The sequence below is a fragment of the Ruminococcus sp. genome (assembly GCF_016283395.1).
In genome coordinates, this window is record NZ_JAEEMU010000044.1 from 69,477 (window position 1) to 91,379 (window position 21,903).

Below are 21,903 nucleotides of genomic sequence, written 5' to 3' on the forward strand. Positions count from 1 at the left end.
TATGCGATCGTAATACAGTTTTCAGGTGATCGCATCAACCCCCAAGCCGTTGGAAACGGAAATATCAAGTCCGTACCTTGCAACATTATCAAGTGACAGGGAATCGAATTCATCGGCAGTTACGTAAATTACCAGACGTTTCGGATCATTCATATACTCATATCTGATGTTCTGCTTATCGAGCTGTTTTACGGCTTCATTGGTTATGTACCTGTAATAAGCCTTTTCAGCTTCGTCATTGGCAATACGGTTTTCTTTCATCAATTTGTTGATATCAAGTCTGAGGTTTTCTTCAAGGAATTCTCCGTCAACGATGTACTTTGAAAGAAGCTCTTCACCAAAGTATTCAACCCTGTCCTCGTACCATTCCTGAGTCCATTTCATGCCGTTTGGAGTACCTGTTGTGTAGACCATTTCACCGTATTTCAGTGTAGGACCGTATCCCATAAGATCGCGAAGCTTTGTCATGTACTCACTGTTATTAGCGTTTGCATACTCCGATAACTTTTTGCCTTTATATACAAAGTTATAGTCAGGACTCATTGAAAGCTTGAAGTTTATTGGGAGCACTTCGTCACTTGGCTTGCGGAGCTTATCGTACAGGTTTGACATTACTTCCTTGCCGTTCCATTTAACATAAATGGAATCATAGAACATGATGTCATCATCGGATTTAGCTTCATAAGCTATCTTCGCAGCTTCCCAGCCGTTATTGCTGATACCGACACCCTCCTCACCTACATAGAAATACATCGTCTGCTCCATGCCTATGAAATCACTATTGGCATCAAGCGTGTTTTCTCTGTCTGATTTCCAACCGAATCTGAATGTGATACAGCCTGTGCTTCCTGTTTCGTAGTTTGAGAAGTCTATTTCGGCTGTTTCGTGGTAATATTGGTCATAGCTGCCGATATCAGGACTGATATCAAGTGCCTTCATATCTTCCTTTGTGAATTCTTTGGTGTACTCGCTTTTTTCGCCGTTTATGAGGAGTCTCTCATCGTCGATTACTTTATAGTTTTCAGTAGCCATTATGCTGTATTCGTGGTGTCCCGAATTTGGATAGCCCTCGGAATCATAATCGGAATACTTCTGGCGTGATAAGATATCTCCCATAGCCATGTCGACTGTGAGAACTTTGCCCTTTGCGCAGAATGAATTGCAGTTCAGTACAAGCTTCTGCGTTGTTGAACCTGCACTGCTTACACTTTCATTTCCGATAAGATATTCGGAGTTGTCGATATCAGATGAATTGAGGTCAAGGAGCTTAGCCATATAGGTGTTATCAACGTACGGATAATCATAAAGCCAAGTATTTCCCACAATGATATACTCATGCTCACTGTCGCACCATGTTATCTGAGCAAGTTTGCCGTTATGATAGTTGTAACGCTTATCCTCAGTCTCATAATATGCGTATTCTGCCTCTGTTGCAGCTGTTCTCATATCGGACTTGTTTATCTGAGCGTCGGTGAGCTCCGCATACTTATGTTCGTTCGTTGATTTGTGGTCGATGTCATTGATAATGATATCGAATGTCTTTTTCGAACCGTCATCAATTATATAGTAAAGCGAGAAGTAATTATTCTGCTTCCAGTCATAGTTGATGAAGAACTGAACGAACTGTCCGTATTCGCTGAGCTTATCATAGGTCACGATCTTGTCCGCGAGCTCGTTTTCCTCGATATACTTTGTATAATCCTCATATTTGTAAAAGCCGTAGGTCGTAGGTTCAGACGGCGGTACAAAAATCTGTATACCAAGTTTTTCGTACTGGAACACATTCAGAAACTCTGTCAGTTCATCTTCGGATGCACTGCAATTTACAGTGAAATAGTGGTTCTCATCAATAAATGCACCTGCATAGCTCTGACCGTTATCCGATAGTAGCAAGCTGACGTTTTTATCATTGACAGTTATCTCCTTATCGCTTCTGCGTCCCATACGCTTTTGGAGATACTGGGCAATACTGTCTGTTTCGGAAAGAACATCTGCATCAGCGTAATAGAATGTGATATGGTAGTTATTTCCTTTGAATGTAACATATGAGCCTATACCCATATCCTCGTATTTAGCCTTCGGGAAAAGTGCAACACCATAGTTGTCGTTAGATTTTATTGCATCATTGTATACAACCTGATAAATGCTTCCGTCTTTCCTGAAACTCTCGAACATTTTGCGGTAATCTTCGCGGTAAGCCTCATCATAGTCGCTTACATCGCAGCTGTTTATTGCAGCAATAGCAGCTGCCGTATCCTTAAAGCTGATAGGCTGAGCTGTTGTAGGCTGCATGGGATCAACTGCATCCGAACCGTTTACAGCTTTGTTGTAGGCTTTTTCAGCATTTTCAATACTGTCACCTATGGCTGTGCCTTTTTCGCCCACATAGTAAAACATGAATCTTTTTGTTCCGTCAGTTGAGATGCCACTGCCAAGGTCATTTGTATGTTTGGAATAGAAAGAGAATGTTATGCAGCCTTTGCTGCCTGCCTTGTAATCAGAAAAGTCTATCTCTGTAGTTTCATGATGATATAAATTGTAGTTTTCATACTTACCGTCAATATCGAACAATTTGATATCATCTTTTGAATACTCTTTCTTATATTCGCCTGATACGCCGTTTATTTTAAGAGCATTATCTTCAAGTTTGTGATCGTTAATGCCGTCAGACGCATAAACATCATACTCATATGCTCCTGCTGCATCGTAATTGAGAGAATTAAGGACAATATCGCCCATAGCAGCATCGACACTGAGTACCTCGCCTTTAGGGGAGAATGATTTGCACTTCAATAAGATAGTTGCTGACGGCATCGGCTTTCCGCTGTTGATATCTTCATATCCGAAAAGAACGTCAGTATTATCTTGATTTGCAATATCAAGTCCTAAAAGCATTTTCTGAATTGTCTGAGCATCGCCGACTGTAAGTCCGTCGCCGTCCATATCTGCATTTTTCTTTCCTTGGACGGTAAGGTGACTTTCAGATGTACCGTTTTCACCGTACTTGTTTGGATTTGCAAGAGACTGCATAATGAGCACGATATCGGACATATCAACTTCTCCATCGCAGTTGGCATCGCCCTTGACTGCAACAGCTGATGCAGTACCATCGGCAGCATATGCGGCTATTCCGCTTGACAGTGAAGCTGATGCAAGGCAGGTCGCTGCAAGCATTATCGACATAAATTTATTTTTCATAAGATCACCTCATACCTTTCATTTATAGAATTACTCTTTCGTAATCAAACAGCTCTAAAAATGAGGTAATTTCGTCTTTTGTGGCATATGCGGAAACGTTTAGATAGTGTTCCTCATCAATAAAACAAGCTGCGCTTATCTGGCTTTGGTCATTTGAATAAAGCATTGCATAGGTCTGATGACCTGCAACAATTTCATCATACGTGCTTCGTCTGAAACGTGCATAAAGATAATCAATAATGTTGTACGGTTTGCTTATAAATGAAGTATCGGCATATCTGAACGATACCTGATACATTTTTTCATTGTAAACTACCTTGTACATGATACCTGTGTCTTCATATGCAGCATTCGGCAGAAGAATAACAGTGTCTTTTTGTTCCAATTCGTCTGTATTGTCTGTTACAGGACGATAAACAACACCGTCATCATTGAATCTGTCGAACATTTTGCGGTAGGCATTACGATATTCCTCGGCATATGAAGATACATCATTATGCTTAATGGTATCTATAGCTTCTTCAGCACTATTAAAAATGATCGGCTGTGCATTAAAGCTCGGCTCGGGGTTAGCAGCTGATGAAGAAGTTGTTGCAACGCCGGGACCTTCTTGTATAATACCTGTAGTAGAAGTTGACGGTTTTTCTTTATTTTCATCAGCTGTAGTTGAAGTTTCAAGCTGTGTATGCGTAACAGATACAGTCGTCTTAGTTGTTTTTGACGTTTTTATAGCTGTAGTCTTTGCAGTTGTCGGTGCAGTATTGCGATTTGTTGCCATAGGTGCAGCAATAGTTGTTGTTTGAGCCTTATCTGCTGTTGCTGTAGTTTTTGAAGCAGTTACAGCTGTAGTAACAGTCACATTTTTACTGCTTGTCTGAGTTTCGGACTGCTCTTGCGTCGTGACCTCAGTAGTTACATTGTCAGCGTTGGTAGTCACGGTTATTATAGATTCGTCTATAGTATCGGATATCATTGGGATAGAATGCATATTGCCAAAATGCTGCCAGCAGCTCAGTCCTATGCCAACGACCAGCACGAAGCCGGCTAAGACAGGGACAGTACGTTTTATCAATAGTGTCCGTTTTTTCTTCTTCTCTTGATATTCGTCATATCTGGAAAGCAAGCTCTGATACATCTCATCATTATTCTTCATACTCAAAGCCACTCCTTTCCAACTCGGATCTTAACGCTTTTTTAGCGTTATACAGTAAAGCTTTTATCTGCCTGTCTGATTTTTTCATTATTATGGCAGCTTCACCATTGCTGAATCCTTCTAAATGGACAAGATACAGTACCTGACGGTATTCAAGTTTCAATCGGTGCAAAGCCTGATGCACCTTGCGTTTCTGTTCGGCTTTTATGTGATCGCTTTCGACGTTTTTTGCATCAGCAAGATATTCCTGTGATTCCAGCGGAACGACACTGAGCTTTTTGTGCTTTCGGAGATATTTAGCAGTAGTATTGCGACCGATAGCATACAGCCATGTTTTGAAAGAGCTTTTTCCCGAGAACTTAGGACGCTTTGTCATAAGTTCAAAAAAAGTATCCTCTGTCAGCTCCTCAGCCGTGTGAATATTCTGGACAAAGCTGTTCAGATAGAGCATAAGTCCTGTTCTGTATTCGCATACTATCTCGCGCATTCCCTCATTGTCGCCCGCAAGGAAACGGCGGTAGCTACTTTCACCGTTATCCATACGGAAACCCTCCTCTCAGGGGTGGAATTTGATCCTTTACTTATTAGTACCATTTTTTACGGAAAAGTCAAAGCAGAAATAAAAAATATTTATTTTTAACTATTATATCATAGCTTATCATGCTTTTCAATATATAAATGATGAATAAAAAACGGCACTTCCGATCATTCGAGAGTGCCGTTTTTATATTTTGATTTGTCCCTTACTTAAAACCCAAAAAGTAAATTTTTAAAATCAAAAATATGATATTTGCGATACTGTAAATTGAAATAGTAAAGAAGAAACTCTGTAATAAAGCCATTAGCAATTAGGCATTAGCCGAATGTGTTCGCTTACGCTCATATTATTTAAATTATTCGCCGAAGGCGACACATTGGCTAACAGCTAACGCATAAAGGCTAAAGGCTGAGCTCCGTGATAAGTGAGAATGAAGATAAATACTTCCCTAATTTACTCATTATTTATACTCAATAGAGCCACTTTGAAGCAAATGTATCTGCAAATGAGTCTTTATTTTTTGGAAGAGCAAATACAGAGGTCTGAAGCTCTTCAAGGTTCATTTTTGGCTGTATTCCGTATACATGATAGTCGAAATACTGTACCATTTTCTCAACGTCCTCTGCTATGACTGCGTGACCTGATTTATGGATATTTATAGCAAGATGATCACTGAGTCCTACATAATCCCATACGTGCTTCATACCGAGGTAAGCCATCCATACTGACGGAGCATTTACCCAGTCTTCGCTCTCGCATGAGCCGATTATAAACAGATATCTGTTAGGATCACAGCAGAGAGATCCCAGCATATGCTGATCCATTGGGAACTGTTCGGCGTTTCTGAACTCCATGAATCTTCCGTTGAACCAGCCCTGCTCGCCTGAAGCCTGTAAGCTTCCGAGGGGCTCGTTCTCCTTGTATGTATAAGATGAAGATCCGCCCTTGCTGGAGAAGTCATAGGTCTTTCCGACGGAGCTGTAGCGATACAGTGCCAGACCGCCTGCACCAGAGCATGAAGGAGCACACATCTTGATACGTGTATCAAATGCTCCGCAGACAGAAGCGGCTTTACCGTATCTTGAAACACCTGTAACGATAGAGCTATCAGGATTGATGTTCAGTTCCTTTGCGGCTCCATTGTAAAGAGCGTCGAGTATCCTGCCGATTCCCCATGACCATGCCATAAGATCACCAGTCTGCTCGTCCCAGTTCCTTCCATAAGGATAGAGATCATAGAAAGCACCCTTATGCTGGTTGTTGTCCTGTGCAGTTCCCGGGGCGCTGAACATTCCGTCACTATCGTATGTGATCACTGCATAGCCATTTGAAGTTGCTGTGCTTTCAGAAATACCCTTGTGCATACCAAGAATAACAGGAGCTCCGCCTTCATGGCGAACATTCTTAGGAAGATTTATAACTGCCTTGAATGAAGCTGTCTTGCCTGTACTCTTGCGCTTAACGTTGATAGTCATGCTATTGCCGTTTATGCTGTAAGTAGTTTCGTCATCAGAGCCGTCTATCCACTTGCCATACATATAGTATTCATACATACAGCTTATTTCGCTCTGACGCTTCCACCAGTCATCGACGGACTCTACCTTTGAGCCGTCCATGAATATAAACGGATCGGGAACGTCTTTTGAACTCTTTAATTGATTTACAGCAGGGAAGTTGTAGCTCTTTTCAAAAACAGGCTTTTCTGTGACAGGCTTTTCAACAATAGTGAACTCTTTTATCCTACCAATTATAAAGCCCTGGAGCTGGACGAGGTCAGCTACCTCTACCTTGCCATTCTGATCTATATCAGCGGCTTTCTTTATGTTGTTGTCCTTGAAGTCATTTATGAGTCCCTTTCGCATGATAACTGCATCAAAGGAAGTTATCATCTTATCTCCGTCGAGGTCTCCGTAAATAAACTCGGGACTGTCGTTACCTTGTGTTGCAGGCTGAACTGGCTGTGTCTGCTGCTGATCATCAGAGCCTTTTAAATAGCCTTCTATCTGTTCAAACCAGTATTTGCCCATTTTCTCATAGCCGCCTGCGTTGGGATGAACTCCGTCCGCAAGGTCTTTCGTGCCGTCAATAACGCTGTGGATATCTGCATATATAACGTTTTTGCTGCTGTATTCGTTTGCTACTTTCTTTACAAGCTCGTTATACTTGGCAATATCACCGTTTTTACTGCTGTTATTGCCCCAGCCTGAATTGCCGAGATCAGGAATTGTCGTCAGGAATATTTTTCCGTCAGACGGCATTTTCTCTCTGAGATAGTCCAGAAGAGTGTGAAGGTGCTCCTCCGAGTCAGTAACGTGTCCGTTATTGACATCATTAGTTCCGATCTGGAGCAGGATAATGTCAGGAGAATACTTTGTAATGTAATCACCGCTCTGCATTGTCTCAAGGATACCGTTGAGCTGACCGAACCAGCCGCCCGGCAGGTTGGTTATGGTATAGCCGCTGTATCCTGCATGATTATCATCATAAGTCACGCTTTTTCCATTATAATTGAAGGTGGCACTGTCTTTTCCCTCTGGACCGACAAGGTCAACATTTGTGTAGCCCTTTTGCTGCAGAAAATAGCTGAGATACTTTCTGTAGCCGCCCTCGTCAGCCATACCATATGTGATAGAATCGCCCAGAGGCATGATCTTGATGGTGTCGGCTGCTGAACTCTGCCTCGGTGCAGAGGGAAGCAGGCTTAGTGTAGAGATCGAAAGTGCAAGAGATGTGCCGATTCTGAGAAAACGTTTTATCGTTTTCCCGACAATAAAGTGCTTTTTCATAAGTACCTCCCAAATAAAATTAATTAAATGATGTGTGCGTTTTGTTTCCCCATCTTTTATTTTTTGTTGATGCAGAATGCATAATTTTATTATACATAATATAACACAATTGTACATTGCCTTTGACAACAATATACACCAATCTACAGCAAATTGTAAAGAGTTTGTGAATAAATGAGCAACTTTTGGTCATAAGATAGCAATAAATGATTATTTGCATAGCAATATGTTTACTGTATATTTATGATAATGGTATTGTAGTGATTACTTTTGACCAAAAATTGCTTTAGCGCACTAATTGTGACTATAATTATATATATTACTTAATAAATATGGATTTTTTGTGCTGATGAGCGAAAAATGATACAACGTATTTACGTTAAATAATAAGCAATGATAATTAGTGATTTAACATTAGTACTGAAAAATAAAGACTCAAACTTTATTTGGTATCAGTTAAATATGAGATTTCTGTTTTACGCTTACTTTCAATTGATAAAATCTAACAAATATTTGATTAAATAATAAAAATATATTTTTATATGCTACACTTTTATGGTATAATGTAAATATATATAATGAAAGCTTTTTCAGCGAAAGGAGGAAACAACGATTGAAGCAAAGTGAGTACCATGATCTTTTAGAAACTGATAAAAGTAAAGCTCAGCGCGTTTTATTCGACGAATATCTCAACTATGTTTATACAATTGCATTCAACCGATTGCGAAGCTGCGGCAGCCTCGAAGATGTAGATGAATGTGTAAGTGACATTTTTAAAGATGTATTTGATTCATATGAATATAAACCAAATCAACACGATGATATCAAGGGATTTATCGCAACTGTAGCGTTGAGAAAATCCGCAGCTTACTACCATAAGCTATGCAAAAACAAAAACAGCATTTCATTGGATGACGAGAACAGCAATGCTTTTCCGTCAAATGAAAATATATCCGAATCCGCTGAAAAAGAGGAAATACGCCAAACGCTACTGAAACTTATAGATAGTCTCGGCGAACCGGATTCTACAATAATAATACAGAAGTATTACTACGGACGGAGCTCATTTGAAATATCAGGATTTGTTTCTCTTTCACCTGCAATGATAAGAGTTCGCAACAGCAGGGCTTTGAAAAAGCTGCGCAGATTACTTTCGGACAATGAAATAGTGATTTGAAGGAGAGTTATATATGAACAGGAAATTAGATCTTAGAATTCTTGAAAACTGTGATATGAAAACGCTTGAAGTGATTTCGCGTAAATACAAGGCAGTAGATGATAAAGAGGCTGAAAAGATATTCAGACGTATAGAAAATTATGCAGACTATTATGAGGACGTACAGGTACATAATATTGAGCCCTATCGCCGCCCTGTGTGGAGAAAGATATGTTCTGTTGCTCTGCCTTTGGCAGTAGTTGCATTAACTGTGTCGGGCGGTGTATATTTTAATTCTCAGCTGAAAAACAGCAAAAACACAGATGGTATTTCGGAAACCGATACTATGTCAGGCAGCGTTGAAAATTCATATGCGGCTATATCAGTAACTGAAGATTATAAAGGATCTATTCTCGGTATCAGCAACTGGCATATTGAAAAATATGATATCTATGAATATGACAATTCTGTGAGGATCACATTCATAAATGATGATACAGGCAATGAATTTGCTTATTCTGAAATAAAATCAGGTGAAAATTATGCTTATCTTGCAGATCTTGATAATGACGGAACTGATGAGATGATCTGTAATCAAATTAGGGCATTAATTAACGGAGAGAATAACGATCACGCTGTAGTGTACAGACTCAGAGACGGAATGCTTGAGGCAGGAAAAATTATTGATAATTATGAGCATATTTTAGAAGAACATGATATCAGTTTATCTTCATATGTAGATTTTTCAGATGAATATTCTCCCGAAAAGAATAAGATTATTTTTAAAAGCCGCTACATTGACACAGAGTATGAACTTGGAATAGAGGATTATTCATTCAGGCCTGCATTTCTCTATCCGTATTATATTAATGATAATACTGGGTATTTGCTTGGCGTTAAAAATTGGCATATCAGTAGGGAAAGCGTAACTTCCGATATAGAGAATACTTATTTTATCAATGATGCTACAGGAGAGAAATTTGTAGAATTTACAGGATATAAGGATAAGACTTCCGTTTTCCTTGCAGATCTGGAAAATGATCAGTCTCCTGAGGTGGTATGTAATTATCAGTGGAGTGAAGATCAGAAGAACATGAATAATCATGTGAAGATATACAGAGTAAATAAAGGCGTATTGGAGTGCGGAGAGTTCCTTAGTGATTTTGAAGCTTTTGAAAAAGCAGCAAACATTGAGCTGGATAGCTGTGATGATTTCACCGAATATTATAATACAGATAAAAACAAGATAATGCTGAAAAAACAGGACGAATATACTGAATACGAACTTGGTATCGAATACTATCATTTTAAACCTGTAGACCTGCAAGACACAGTACAAACAGGCATAGATCCGGAATAATCGGATATTAGCTAAAGATGTATAAACATATCTCAGATAATGTTTTATAAACAACATAGTACATTTTTCAAAGGAGGACCCGCTTATGTAATTCAAAAAATCCACTCACGAAAACACTGTATTTACTACAGCATTTTAATCAGAAAGGATCGATGAAAAAATGAAGAACTTTACACGCCATTTGCTAAGCATGACAGCTGCTGCGATGATCGGTGGAGCATCAGTACTTAACTGCGGACTTTCGGCTGCATTAGCAGCGTCCGAATACGATGCAGAAAAATCCGAAGATCTTGTATCTGTCATAATCAGTCTCAGCGGAGAAGCATTGCTTTCTGGAGAAGAAGCAGCAGAACAGGGAACGGATTTCCTTGATACTGCCGAGTCAGATGAAAAGGCTGAGGTGCTCCGTCAGATAAGCAGTGAAGCAGAAGCCTCACTCAGGACCCTCTATCCTGATCTTGAGGTTGGCTACCACTATAACGTTCTCACGAACGGCTTTTCGTGCAAGCTGCCTGAAAATCTTCTGGATCAAGCAAGGTCATGCCGCTGGGTAGAAAGTGTAACAAAGGTCAAGACAGTGAACACGATCAAACCTCAGCTCTACACAGCACCCGAACTCAGCGAAGTCAACTATTTTGGAGAGACGACAGGTTATTACGGAGAAGGCGAGGTCATAGCTGTTCTGGATTCCGAGTTTGATGTCACTCATAGTATGTTTGCTCCCATAGATGACAAGGAGAACAAGCTCACAAAGGACGATATAATCGCCGTATCAGATGATCTTAATGTAAAGATCGATCCCGATAAGGCGTATATCAGCAGTAAGCTGCCGTATGTGATCGACTATGCCGATGATACACCGTATGAATACTCTGATATGCAGGAATATCACGGTACTCACGTTGCAGGTATTGCAGCTGGCGATAAGATAAGTGATGACAATGGCGCAGAACTCTCAGGTATTGCAAAAGACGCTCAGCTCGTAATGATGAAGGTATTCAAACAGATGTTTGTTGATGAGATAAGCGGAATGTCTGTCAGTGCTGTGGATTCAGATGCAGTTCTTGCAGCTCTGGAAGATGCTGCAAAGCTCAAGGCAGATGTTATCAATCTCAGTTTCGGAAGTGCTTTGGCTGATCCTGAAAATGAGCCTTACAGGAATACTATTGCAGCCCTCGATAATGCAGGTATCGTAGTAGTTACAGCAGCAGGCAATGACAGCAATAACATTAACGGACATGGGGAGTACTGTGATATAGATACATCATCACCTGATACCCATACAATTGGCGAGCCGTCAGGATTTAAGGAGGCGTTATGTGTCGCTTCCGCCAATAACTCTGTCTGCCGTTTTCCATGTTTCAAAATAGAAGGTCTTGATGATGAGATCGCCTTCAATGAGTGCGACAACAGTAAACTCAGCGATTATCTGAGTGATGAGGTATATGAATATGTATACTGTGGTCTCGGTGCGCCCGAGGATTTTGAGGGGAAAGATGTCGAGGGAAAGATAGCTCTTATCGACAGAGGAACTTTAAGCTTCGTGGAAAAGGCATTAAATGCTCAGCAGGCAGGAGCTATTGCAATGGTCGTATGCAACAACATTGAAGAGGACTTCCTCACAAAAATGGCAATGGACGAATTATATTTCCCGTCTGTGTTTATCTCAATGAATGACGGAAATAAAATGAAAGAGGCTGACTCAAAAAAGATACGCTTGGACAGTACATTAAGCATAGCTACTCCGCTTGACGGCGGCATCAGCGAATTCAGCTCTTTCGGACCTGCAGAAGATCTTACGCTCAAGCCTGACATCGCAGGTATCGGCGGTGCAGTTTCATCTGCCGCATATGACAACAAGATAATGCAGCTTGACGGTACTTCCATGGCTTCACCATATGTTGCAGGCTGTGCTGCTGTATTCGATCAGTATCTCAGAAAAAACGGCCTGGAGCTCACAGGTGCTGAAAAGACAGCATTCATCAAGAACCTTATGATGAACTCTGCCGTACTTTTCTCAAACGGAGATGTATACGAGAGTCCGAGACGTCAGGGCGCAGGACTTGTTAATATGAAAAACGCGCTGAATGACAGAGTTATCCTTACGGGCAAGGACGGTCTTGCCAAGGTCGAACTGAAGGATAATATCACAGATAAATTCAGTTTTGATATTGATATCAACAACTTCACCGATCAGGACGTTGAATTCAAGGAGGCAAAGCTTATACTGACAGCTGAGGACGGTGCTGCGGCAGAGGGCGACGAATCAGGACAGCTCTCTATCAGCGGTGCAAGCAATATCGGTGTCACAGCTGACCTTTCATCACTGCTGAAAGCAAAAGCACAGGAAAGCAGAAAAGTAACGGTCAGCGTACAGCTTTCAGCTGCCGATATTAAAGCACACAGTGCTAACTTCCCAAACGGTTTCTTTGTTGAGGGATATCTCTTACTCAGCGGTGCAGAAAACTGCTGCGATATCTCTGTCCCTGTACTGGGATTTTACGGAGACTGGGCACAGGTACCGATCTTCCATAATGGTACAAAGGACCTTGAACCTTATGTATTATATACACAGACAGGTGACGGAACATTACCTGCTTCTGATTCGTTTGCAGCTAATGTTGAAGCTTTATACAAGCTGCTCGGAAGACTTCCTGCTGAGGCAGCAGATGAAGTAGCCATGTCACCATTTGCCATTCAGCGTTATTTTGATGATGAATACAATAATACACTCGCAGGGTGTAAGAATGAAAGCATATACCTCTCTCCTGATAAGGACGGAATGGCTGAACAGCTTGAAATATCCTATTCTCTGCTGAGAGCGGCAAACACTTCAGGCATTAAGATCTATGACAAGGACAACAAGTTGGTATCAGAATCAGATGACGACTCTTTTCTGCCTCCGTATGCGCCAATAATCTATTTTTCCGAAACTAAGATCGGCGATCTTGCAGACGGCACGTACAAGGGCGTGATCGAAGCCTATATCAACTATGAAGGTGCAGATAAGAACCCACAGAAATATGAAGTTCCTATCGTTATAGATAAAACAGCACCTGTACTTAAGCTCAAAACAAAGGAAGAAAAAGGAAGAAAACTCCTTGAGATAACTTCCACAGATAAGAATATTGACGGTCTTTATATAATGGGCAAGGGCAATGGAGGAATTGCAGGGGAGTATACGGCAGAAAGCCCGAAGCTCACAGAGATGAAAGACATCGACCGTACAGTAAGCGCGATCTATATCCCGAGTTATGGTACACCTGAAGAATTCAGAAATCCTGTAAGATCAGACTCTCTCATTATAAATGCGATCATGGGAACAGCAGACGCATATGAAAAGGAGATTATTGAGTCGTATGACTTCTCGGATATCCTTCCTGCATACAGATATCAGGACGAGGGCGGAAGTATTTCTGTTACATATGATGTTACAGACCTTGATGAGTATCTTGTAGCAGCTATGGACAAGGCGTTCAATACTATCGAGATCATGTCTGACGATCGTGATATCACACATCTTAAAACAGGATTATGGTGGTCAAAGAACGGCGGAGAAAACGATGTTTACTACAATTTCCTGAACAGCAATGCAGGAAATATCTATTATCAGAGCGGTGCTCCCGAGAAGAGCTTTACATTTGAACAGAAGGGCGATTCTGTTACTATGAAGATCTCTGACGAAAAATCATCAGAGACACGAACAGGAAAAATATCCTTTACAGATAAGAAAAATGCAGTGATCGCATGGAATGACGGAGCTACCGAGAAGCTGTACTTTGCAGGCTCCGACGGTATTGGAATTGCAGATCATATCACTACACCCGAAATGAAAGCTATCGTAACTGAATACCACAATGCACACAGCAAGAGCAAGGCTGAATCGGCTGAGGTAACATACGATAAAAACGGAATGGGCATCGTACGCCTTATGGATAAGGACGGCAGCGTTATCGCTGAGTATTCCTCTTTCGACAGATTTGAGAATACAGCAGTTGATCCTGACGGCAAGTCTGTTAAATTTGAGTACATCAGAAATGGCTTATACCGTGTTTCACAGGATATTGATCTCAGTTCAAAGCATTATTATGTCATTTTCAAAAATGACGGCAAAGCAATTGTATACTCTGCTGAGGACGGCGAAGAATGGAACTGCACAGCAGAATACGGTGACAATGCTATTATCTGCAACAAGGGCAAGGACGATGAAGAATCCTTAAATGTTACATACGATAGTCTCACCAAATTATCAGTAACATTTGATGACGGAAGCAAGTATAAACTTACATATGAGCCGAATTACGGTACTGATGTTAAGATATATACAACAGCTGAAATGGAAAAAATGGCAGCAGATTACTGCGAGCATATAAAGGGCATTCGTCCTGATATCGCATTCGCATCGTTCGACGAAAATAACAGATACATGATACAGTTCATGGACGGTCAGGGCTTCACAGTTGATCCAATTGGCGGAGAAAGCTTCGATCTGAACGGAAACAAGATCGACTTTACGGCTCTTCCCGAGATAAAGGATCTCTTTACTCCGGGTCTCTGGAGTTGCAGTACAGATGACGGTCTGAAATACTACAGCATAGACGGCAAGGGCAATATCACAGTTATCAATACTGAGGACGGTTCAGAGGAGAAGATCAAGTATAACTGGATCGGCTCAAAAGCAGTAGAACTTATCTCAGGTGATAAGACTGAAATAGCTGCCGCAACAGTTCTTTCCGATACTGAGATAACACTTACAAAATCATTTGCTCAGCCGGATGTGCTGACATACGTTGGTGAAAAAACTATTGACCAGCTCAAATGCTATAGTGATAAGCAGCTTGCAGATATGGCAGCAGCTGACCGCTGCAAAAAAGCAGGCAAGAATGTTAAGGTATCCAATACAGCAAGTTCAGCAGACGGCACAGTTGTCATAAATCTTGATGACGGTTCTGAGTACAAAGTAGACCGTTTCACAGGTACAGGCACTGATGAAAAGGGCAATGCCGTAGATCTTCCTCAGACAGGAATGAACTCTCTCGGCTTAGCTGCATCAAAAGCCGCAGCAGGTATCCTTATAATCCTTGGCGCAGCAGCAATGTTTGTTTCAGGAGTATTCCGCAGAAAAAAAGACTGCTGATAAGCTTCACTTAATACAAAGCTCCCGAACGGCGTTTATCGTTGTTCGGGAGTTTTTTCTTTTTGAAAAGCATAAAGATATAGAAATAATCTATAACTCAAACACTTGATATGATATTCGATTTATGGTATACTTAGTATGTAAATCGGAATACTCGAATATGATAACGGAGGTGAATTAATGAAAGTTTCAACCAAAGTAGAATGTGGAATTATAGCACTTATTGATATTGCCGTAAACTCGCAATATGAACGTGTTGTTAAAGTCAACGCCATTGCGGACAGAAACGATATTTCTGCTAAGTATCTTGAACAGATCATTCCTCTGCTAAAACAATCAAATATCATAAGCAGTGTAAAAGGAGCAGGCGGAGGTTACACTTTAACACGAGATCCCTCAAAGATTACTCTGAATGAAATAGTAAACGCACTTGATAATTCGATACTTTCATTGACTGTTTTTAATGAAAATCTGATATCTGAAGCCAATACTGCAATAAATGAATGTTTATGGAAGCCAATAAATGATTATTTTTGCAGTTTTTCCGAAAAGCTCACATTAAAGGATCTGATCGACAGATTTAATGAGCTGAAAAGTTCAAGTTCTGATCTGATGTATTATATATGATCTTTTATAGAAAAACGGCAGCGTTAAGCTGCCGTTTTCATTTTATTTTCTTCCTTTTTCAGCAAGGATATTTCTTACTGTGTGTTTCGGATCTTTTATGAGGATATATACTACCCATACAACCAGTGCAAGTGCAACTACAGATATGCCGAGGAATGCATCATTGAGCATATCCTTTGGGGCAGGTTCAAAATACTCTGCGCCAACCTCTATATACTCAACGACTGCATCGACGAGCCACATGAGAGAAGCTCCCCAGAACATATAGAGCAGTACGCCTGTTTTCAATTCTCTTGCTTTTGCACTTGAATACCATATAACTGTTGAAATAACAGCTGCGATAACTGTAATAAGCAATGTCATACCGTTGCACCTGCTTCCTTTTTTTCTTCTTTCTGAGAAGCCGCTATTTTATTTGTAACGATAACAGCTCCTGCCCACACAGCTGTAACAAGTACAGCCATAGCCGAACCCGAGGTCGCCATTTCGTGCAGCATCTCCGCAGTATCAGCAGGAGCGTTTGCCGCAGTCAGGAACGGGAAGAACGGTGTTATCTCTCCGTGCCATAAATGCTCAAATGCAAGGAGTCCTGAGCCTCCCCAGAGCATACCGTTGAGCCATTTAAGCTTATCAGAAAAACGCAGCTTATTCTCACTGCCCTTACCTTCTTTGCCGTCTTCCTTCTTCTTAACGACCTTCTGAATAACAGTAGTCACTACTGCTTCTGTTGCAGGTACTATAAAACAAGCCATATTTTTTCCTCCTGATTATTTATCCCAGCCAAGTGCTTTTCTCTTGGCTTTCATGTCAGCAACTATCTTTTCTCCCAGCTTTACGGGATCGGTATCCACGTTCATTGAAGAACCGAGAGTTTCGAGAGTGCCGTATTTCAAAAACTCAATAACATTTTTTGAGCCGTATATCTGTGCCTCTACGCAGTGATATGAGCTTATGCCGTTAAGTCTGAAACCGAGTGCGGCATCTATGCCCTTCTCATTGCCCCATTCGGGAGAAGAAAAAGCAAAGGGCATTTCGTACATCTTATGTCCCAGTGCTCCTGCAACTCCTGCAAAAATTCCCGATGAACGGGTATTGTCGATACATTCGCCAACGTGCCATACAGGCGGCAGATCGGGTTCTAGAAACTCTCTCAGGCTGTCTCCTGCCTTTTCTTTGCCTGATACAGCGCAGTATCCAAGCTTCATAAGCGGGAAAGAAGCACAGCCGTTGGAGATAATAAGCACATTGTTTTTCAGCAGAACATCGGCTACATCAACTATGCACTTTTCGTAAAGTACCTTTGGATTGTTACAGCCTACCATATTTACGATACCGAGTATCCTGCCGTCCCTTATTGCCTCAGCGAGAGGCTTCATGCTTCCGAAGCGTTTGTGTATGTATTCAACCGAGAAGCCCACTTCCGCTTCCACTTCGTAAGGCGGTATGTATACGGGGATTCCCTTTCTTGCTTCAAAGCTCTCGATAGCACGGCGTACTATCTTTTCGGCAAGTGCCTTTGTCTCGTCTATATTTGAATGGTGGTGATCGTACTCATAACGCTCAGCACCGGGAAGTCTTGCTGACTCGCTGGTAGTTACTACTGTTGTCTTGAAGCAGTGAGCGACCTCCATGATAGACGGGAATACGTCCTGAACATCTGCTACCCACAGATCAAGTGCGCCTGTTCCGAGAACAAGCTCGGCAGATACGGCATTTGAAAGGGGGATTACGCCTGCATAGCGATACATTGCAGAAAGTCCCGAACAGCATATACCGTAAAATCTTATGCCCTTTGCGCCCTTTGACTTTGCAAGCTCTATCAGGTCGTCACGCTTGCCTGCTTCCACTATCTGGCTTACAAGCAGCGGCAGATGACCGTGTACAGCTATATTCACATAGCCCTTTTCAAGTGCGCCGATGTTTACTTTTGAGGTAACTCTGTCGCCTACGCCGAAAAGGCTGTCTGTAGCTATCGAAGCTCCAACAACGCCCGAGAATGTAAATGCAAGTCCGCATCTGAGGAACTGCTGCATTACTGATTTCCAGTCGCCGTCAGTGGCACAGCCCGACTTGTGGTATGCTTCAAATACCTCATGGTACGCGCTTATGGGGAGTATATCAAGCTCCTTCCATACCTGCTGCCTTTCGGGAACGGCACAGGCGGAAATAGTCTTGTACTCATCGGGAACTGTTCTCGACATATCCTCAAGAAGTGCGTCAGCAAGGTCTCTTGCAACGTTTTTCAGCTGACGGTTCTTCTGCTTTATGCCAAATGCTTCAGCGGTGGCGCGTATCTTCTGCTCGCCGAGTATAGGCACATCGAGCTTGCCCTCTGCTGCCCATTTAAGTGCGAGCATTACTTCTCTTGCGTGCATTCCGTGCTGTGCAGCACCTGCTGCAGCGGAACGTAGAAGATTTCGTGCAACTATAAGGTCAGCGTCAGCTCCGCACACGCCCTTGGGCGATTTTGGCGTAACTCGGCAAGGTCCCATATTGCATATCTTGCAACAGACACCTGCAAGTCCGAAGTTGCACTGGGGCTTCTGCTGGTCAAAGCGGTCAAAAGTGGTATCTATGCCAAGCTGTTCCATGCGCAGGAGCATTTCTCTTACAGCAGGATCGGGAGTCTGTTCGATAACGTCCTGTTTTGTGGGGAATGTCTTTCTGTATTCGGAAACTGCATTCATGTAGTCCTTTATAAATGCCTGCGGATCGTCCTGTTCACCCTCGCCGTGGCTTGCTTTCAGTATGACTGTAGGTATACCGTGCTCGTCAAAGCCTATGATATTTCTGTGGGAATGGATATGTGCAGGCGAATGATCGTGGTGTTCATGGTGCGCATGACCGTGATCATGCTCATGACAGTGGTCATGATCTTTTTTACTCATTACATCATCTCCTAAATAATATTACACTAATTATATCACATTAGTATGAAAACTTCAATATCTTATAAAAAGAACCTGTTTTTTCGGGCTCTTTTTATGAACACAGTATCAGATGATGTATTCTATATAGTTGTCCGACTTCATATTGAACAGGTCGAATATCTTGTCACGTACATACAGGAAATTCTCGCTTGTTCTGTCGCGGTGATCGCCTAAAGGAACTTTTACAACACTCTTTATCCTGCCCGGATCAGCCATCATTACAACTATCCTGTCGGCAAGAAATACAGCTTCTTCAATGTCGTGAGTAACGAATATTATGGTCTTTTTCTCTTCGCGGGATATCCTGAGTATATCTTCCTGCAATTTCATACGTGTGATAGCGTCAAGCGCACCGAATGGTTCGTCCATGAAGATGATATCGGGATCTACCGCAAGTCCTCTTGCAATAGCCACTCTCTGCTGCTGACCGCCCGAAAGCTGTTTGGGATAACGCTTTTCATAGCCGCTGAGTCCAACAAGCTCAAGATACTTCTTAGCAGCTGCTGCGCGTTCCGACTTTGGAACTTTTTTTGATTCAAGTCCAAGCTCAACGTTTTTCTGGACGTTTCTCCATGGGAGCAGTCCGTAGTTCTGAAAAATGGTGATATTGTTTATGGACGGAGCAGTAACTTCCTTACCGTCTATTTTAACACTTCCGCTGTTTACCTTTTCAAATCCTGCAAGCGCGTTGAGCAGTGTGCTCTTTCCGCAGCCCGACGGTCCGAGAAGGCATATGAACTCGCCCTTTTCAATGTCAAGGGAAACATGGTCAAGGGCAGTGAATTCTTTGCCGTCCTGAACATAGTTCTTGCAGGCTTCTTTTATTTCAATATACATTACACTGCACCTCCCCACGATCTCATTACTGCCTTTTCAATTAATTTAAGGATACTGTCAAGAAGTATTCCGATAACACCTATGACAAGTATAGTTGCAAGCAGGATATCCGCGCGGATATTGTTTCTTGCGTCGATTATCTGATAGCCAAGTCCCGACTGTGCGCCGACCATTTCGCCTGCTACAAGGAATATCCACGCTGTACCGAGAGCAAGATGTATACCGTTTGCTATCTGCGGAAATGCCGCAGGAAAAATGACCTTCCATGTGAGTGCAGGCTGCTTTATACCAAAATTCTTTGAGACTTTCAGGTATATAGGATCTATATTGCCGACTGCGGAAACTGTCGAGAGCAGTACAGGGAAAAATGCGGCAATAAAGATTATAACTATAGCAGGTACATCACCGATTCCGAATAAAAGAACGATAAACGGCATCCATGCAGTAGGGGAGATAGGTCTTAACAGCTGCAATGCGGGATTTACATACTGGAATACCTTAGGTATCCTGCCGAGGATAAGTCCGAGAACAACTGCAACTACTACAGAGCTTGAATAGCCTACAACAAAACGGTACATACTCGTTTTGATATTTTCAAACAGCCTGCCGTTTTCTATCATTTCCAGCAGTGCGTCAAATGCCATTTTCGGTGACGGGAATAATGCTTTGTTGTAGCTGCTCACGGAAAACAGTATCTGCCATATAAGTATAAGAATTGCCAGTGAAACAATAACATTTTTAAGTGAAAGTATCTTTTTCATAGGTATCACACCTTATCAGAAATCATTTTTTACGAATTCGGAATAGGTCGGAGGATTGTCTGACAGACCATATTCCTTTACTTTTTCAGCAAGAGTATTGTACTCTTCCTCTGTTATATCAAGGTCGTTGTATGATATCCACTGTAATGAGATATCAAGTACTTCATCGCTCTGGCTGAAGTATTTCTTTGCAGTCTCTTTAGCCTTTGCTTTGTCGAGTGCATTTCCTGCTTTTTTGTAGCTTTCAACAAATGACTTTGCATCAGCCGTGCGCTCATCAATGAATTTATCTGTGAGGACAAGTCCGCAGCATAATGAGTTTTCCCAAAGCTCCTCAGATGTGAAAAGCACCTTTCCTACACCGAGAGATACGCCCATTGCACCGAAAGGCTCTGCAACACAGTAGCCGTCTATCTGACCGCTTGCAAGTGCAGACGGCATCTCAGTCGGTGCAAGCTCTGTGACCTTTACATCGTTTATAGTAAGTCCTGCTGTTGCAAGTGCATCATTAAGAAGTATATTATGCGATGACTGTCTGTGTGGGATTGCAAATGTCTTGCCTTTAAGGTCGGCAGCTGATGCGATATCATTTGATACAACGATAACGTTTCCGTCGTGGTGTCCGAGTGCTACAGCCTTTATGCCTATGCCCTCCTGCTTGGACTTCATTGCAAGCTCGATAAGTACGGATGCTCCGTCAACTCTGTTGGAGTTGAGCGCGTCAAGGAGCTCATTCCATGAACCGTACTTTACAAGCTCTACCTTTAAGCCCGACTGCTTTTCAAGCTCTTCTGCCTCTTCAAGTACAGCAAGAGAATGTGTGATAGGCAGGTAAGCTATTTTAACGGTATTTGCATTGCTTTCATCTTTCTTGCCGCATGATGCAGCCGATAAAGTAAGAGTAAGGGCAAGTGCAGATGTGATAATTCTTTTTTTCATAATTATTTCTTCCTTTCATAAAAAAACGGAGAATCAAAGATCCTCCGATACGTACTGTTTTTCATAGTGCATGACAAATCTATGATACAGTATGTTCGGAGCACTGCATCATGCACATCATATTAAATTCAAAACTGTTATTAATGATATAAAGCATATACAGCCCTCCAATCACATAATTCATATCGTTTTACTATGTTTTTATTTTACAGCATTTTCAGATGTTTGTCAATGGCTATTTCTTAAAAAATCGAAATTCAGATTTTTTTACACAACCTTTTAAGTTATAGCTAAAAGGTTTGTGTATAATCACAACTTTGTCTATATGTTTGATATGCTTATGTAATGAGCTGTTATTACATCTGATTATGTGAACGCCAAAGTATGTTATTGCTTTAATAACAGAAATTATAGTATTGATTACATCATTTGTAGCATTTTATGGACTTTATTATATGATAAGCAAAGAGGAATATGGAAA

The 21,903-nt window shown here is 41.6% G+C and carries 14 protein-coding genes; 4 read left to right on the forward strand and 10 right to left on the reverse strand.

Going from position 1 to position 21,903, the window contains the following annotated elements; translation table 11 throughout:
- Positions 1 to 21: 21 nt before the first annotated feature.
- The 4 genes from QZZ41_RS10655 to QZZ41_RS10670 form a co-directional block, all read right to left on the reverse strand.
- The gene (locus QZZ41_RS10655; RefSeq protein WP_295071654.1) at positions 22 to 3,198 is read right to left on the reverse strand and encodes a dockerin type I repeat-containing protein; all 3,177 of its coding nucleotides are present in this window, start codon (positions 3,196 to 3,198) and stop codon (positions 22 to 24) included.
- 22 nt (positions 3,199 to 3,220) lie between these two features.
- Positions 3,221 to 4,351: a hypothetical protein gene (locus tag QZZ41_RS10660; RefSeq protein ID WP_295071657.1), complete on the reverse strand. Its 1,131-nt coding sequence runs from the start codon at positions 4,349 to 4,351 to the stop codon at positions 3,221 to 3,223.
- Complete coding sequence (locus QZZ41_RS10665; RefSeq protein WP_074718357.1) at positions 4,341 to 4,892, reverse strand: RNA polymerase sigma factor; 552 nt, start codon at positions 4,890 to 4,892, stop codon at positions 4,341 to 4,343. The genes QZZ41_RS10660 and QZZ41_RS10665 overlap by 11 nt, the downstream gene beginning before the upstream one ends.
- 467 nt (positions 4,893 to 5,359) lie before the next feature.
- Positions 5,360 to 7,675: an SGNH/GDSL hydrolase family protein gene (locus QZZ41_RS10670; protein ID WP_295071661.1), complete on the reverse strand. Its 2,316-nt coding sequence runs from the start codon at positions 7,673 to 7,675 to the stop codon at positions 5,360 to 5,362.
- 613 nt (positions 7,676 to 8,288) lie between these two features.
- On the opposite strand from QZZ41_RS10670, the gene QZZ41_RS10675 reads away from it, so the two are divergent.
- The 4 genes from QZZ41_RS10675 to QZZ41_RS10690 all read left to right on the forward strand — a co-directional run bounded on the left by QZZ41_RS10675 (position 8,289) and on the right by QZZ41_RS10690 (position 15,955).
- Positions 8,289 to 8,852: a sigma-70 family RNA polymerase sigma factor gene (locus tag QZZ41_RS10675; protein WP_295071666.1), complete on the forward strand. Its 564-nt coding sequence runs from the start codon at positions 8,289 to 8,291 to the stop codon at positions 8,850 to 8,852.
- Positions 8,853 to 8,865: 13 nt separating this feature from the next.
- The gene (locus QZZ41_RS10680; protein WP_295071669.1) at positions 8,866 to 10,191 is read left to right on the forward strand and encodes a hypothetical protein; all 1,326 of its coding nucleotides are present in this window, start codon (positions 8,866 to 8,868) and stop codon (positions 10,189 to 10,191) included.
- Between the two features lie 160 nt (positions 10,192 to 10,351).
- Positions 10,352 to 15,328: a S8 family serine peptidase gene (locus tag QZZ41_RS10685; protein ID WP_295071672.1), complete on the forward strand. Its 4,977-nt coding sequence runs from the start codon at positions 10,352 to 10,354 to the stop codon at positions 15,326 to 15,328.
- Positions 15,329 to 15,508: 180 nt separating this feature from the next.
- Complete coding sequence (locus tag QZZ41_RS10690) at positions 15,509 to 15,955, forward strand: Rrf2 family transcriptional regulator (RefSeq protein ID WP_295071675.1); 447 nt, start codon at positions 15,509 to 15,511, stop codon at positions 15,953 to 15,955.
- A gap of 42 nt (positions 15,956 to 15,997) precedes the next feature.
- Here the strand turns inward: QZZ41_RS10690 and QZZ41_RS10695 are convergent, their stop codons facing one another.
- From QZZ41_RS10695 to QZZ41_RS10720, 6 genes are all read right to left on the reverse strand, one after another.
- Positions 15,998 to 16,318: a hypothetical protein gene (locus QZZ41_RS10695; protein ID WP_295071678.1), complete on the reverse strand. Its 321-nt coding sequence runs from the start codon at positions 16,316 to 16,318 to the stop codon at positions 15,998 to 16,000.
- Positions 16,315 to 16,707 carry a hypothetical protein gene (locus QZZ41_RS10700; protein WP_295071680.1) on the reverse strand — a complete coding sequence of 131 codons (393 nt, stop codon included), beginning with the start codon at positions 16,705 to 16,707 and terminating at the stop codon, positions 16,315 to 16,317. The genes QZZ41_RS10695 and QZZ41_RS10700 overlap by 4 nt, the downstream gene beginning before the upstream one ends.
- Before the next feature lie 15 nt (positions 16,708 to 16,722).
- Positions 16,723 to 18,843: an anaerobic carbon-monoxide dehydrogenase catalytic subunit gene (gene cooS, locus QZZ41_RS10705; RefSeq protein ID WP_295071683.1), complete on the reverse strand. Its 2,121-nt coding sequence runs from the start codon at positions 18,841 to 18,843 to the stop codon at positions 16,723 to 16,725.
- A gap of 108 nt (positions 18,844 to 18,951) precedes the next feature.
- Entirely contained in the window at positions 18,952 to 19,722 is a 771-nt protein-coding gene (locus tag QZZ41_RS10710; RefSeq protein ID WP_295071685.1) for an ABC transporter ATP-binding protein, read from the reverse strand.
- Positions 19,722 to 20,483 carry an ABC transporter permease gene (locus QZZ41_RS10715; protein ID WP_295071688.1) on the reverse strand — a complete coding sequence of 254 codons (762 nt, stop codon included), beginning with the start codon at positions 20,481 to 20,483 and terminating at the stop codon, positions 19,722 to 19,724. Before QZZ41_RS10715 ends, QZZ41_RS10710 begins: the two co-directional genes overlap by 1 nt.
- A 15-nt stretch (positions 20,484 to 20,498) precedes the next feature.
- A complete protein-coding gene (locus QZZ41_RS10720; RefSeq protein WP_295071691.1) occupies positions 20,499 to 21,422 on the reverse strand; it encodes an ABC transporter substrate-binding protein in 924 nt (307 codons plus the stop codon).
- Positions 21,423 to 21,903 lie beyond the last annotated feature (481 nt).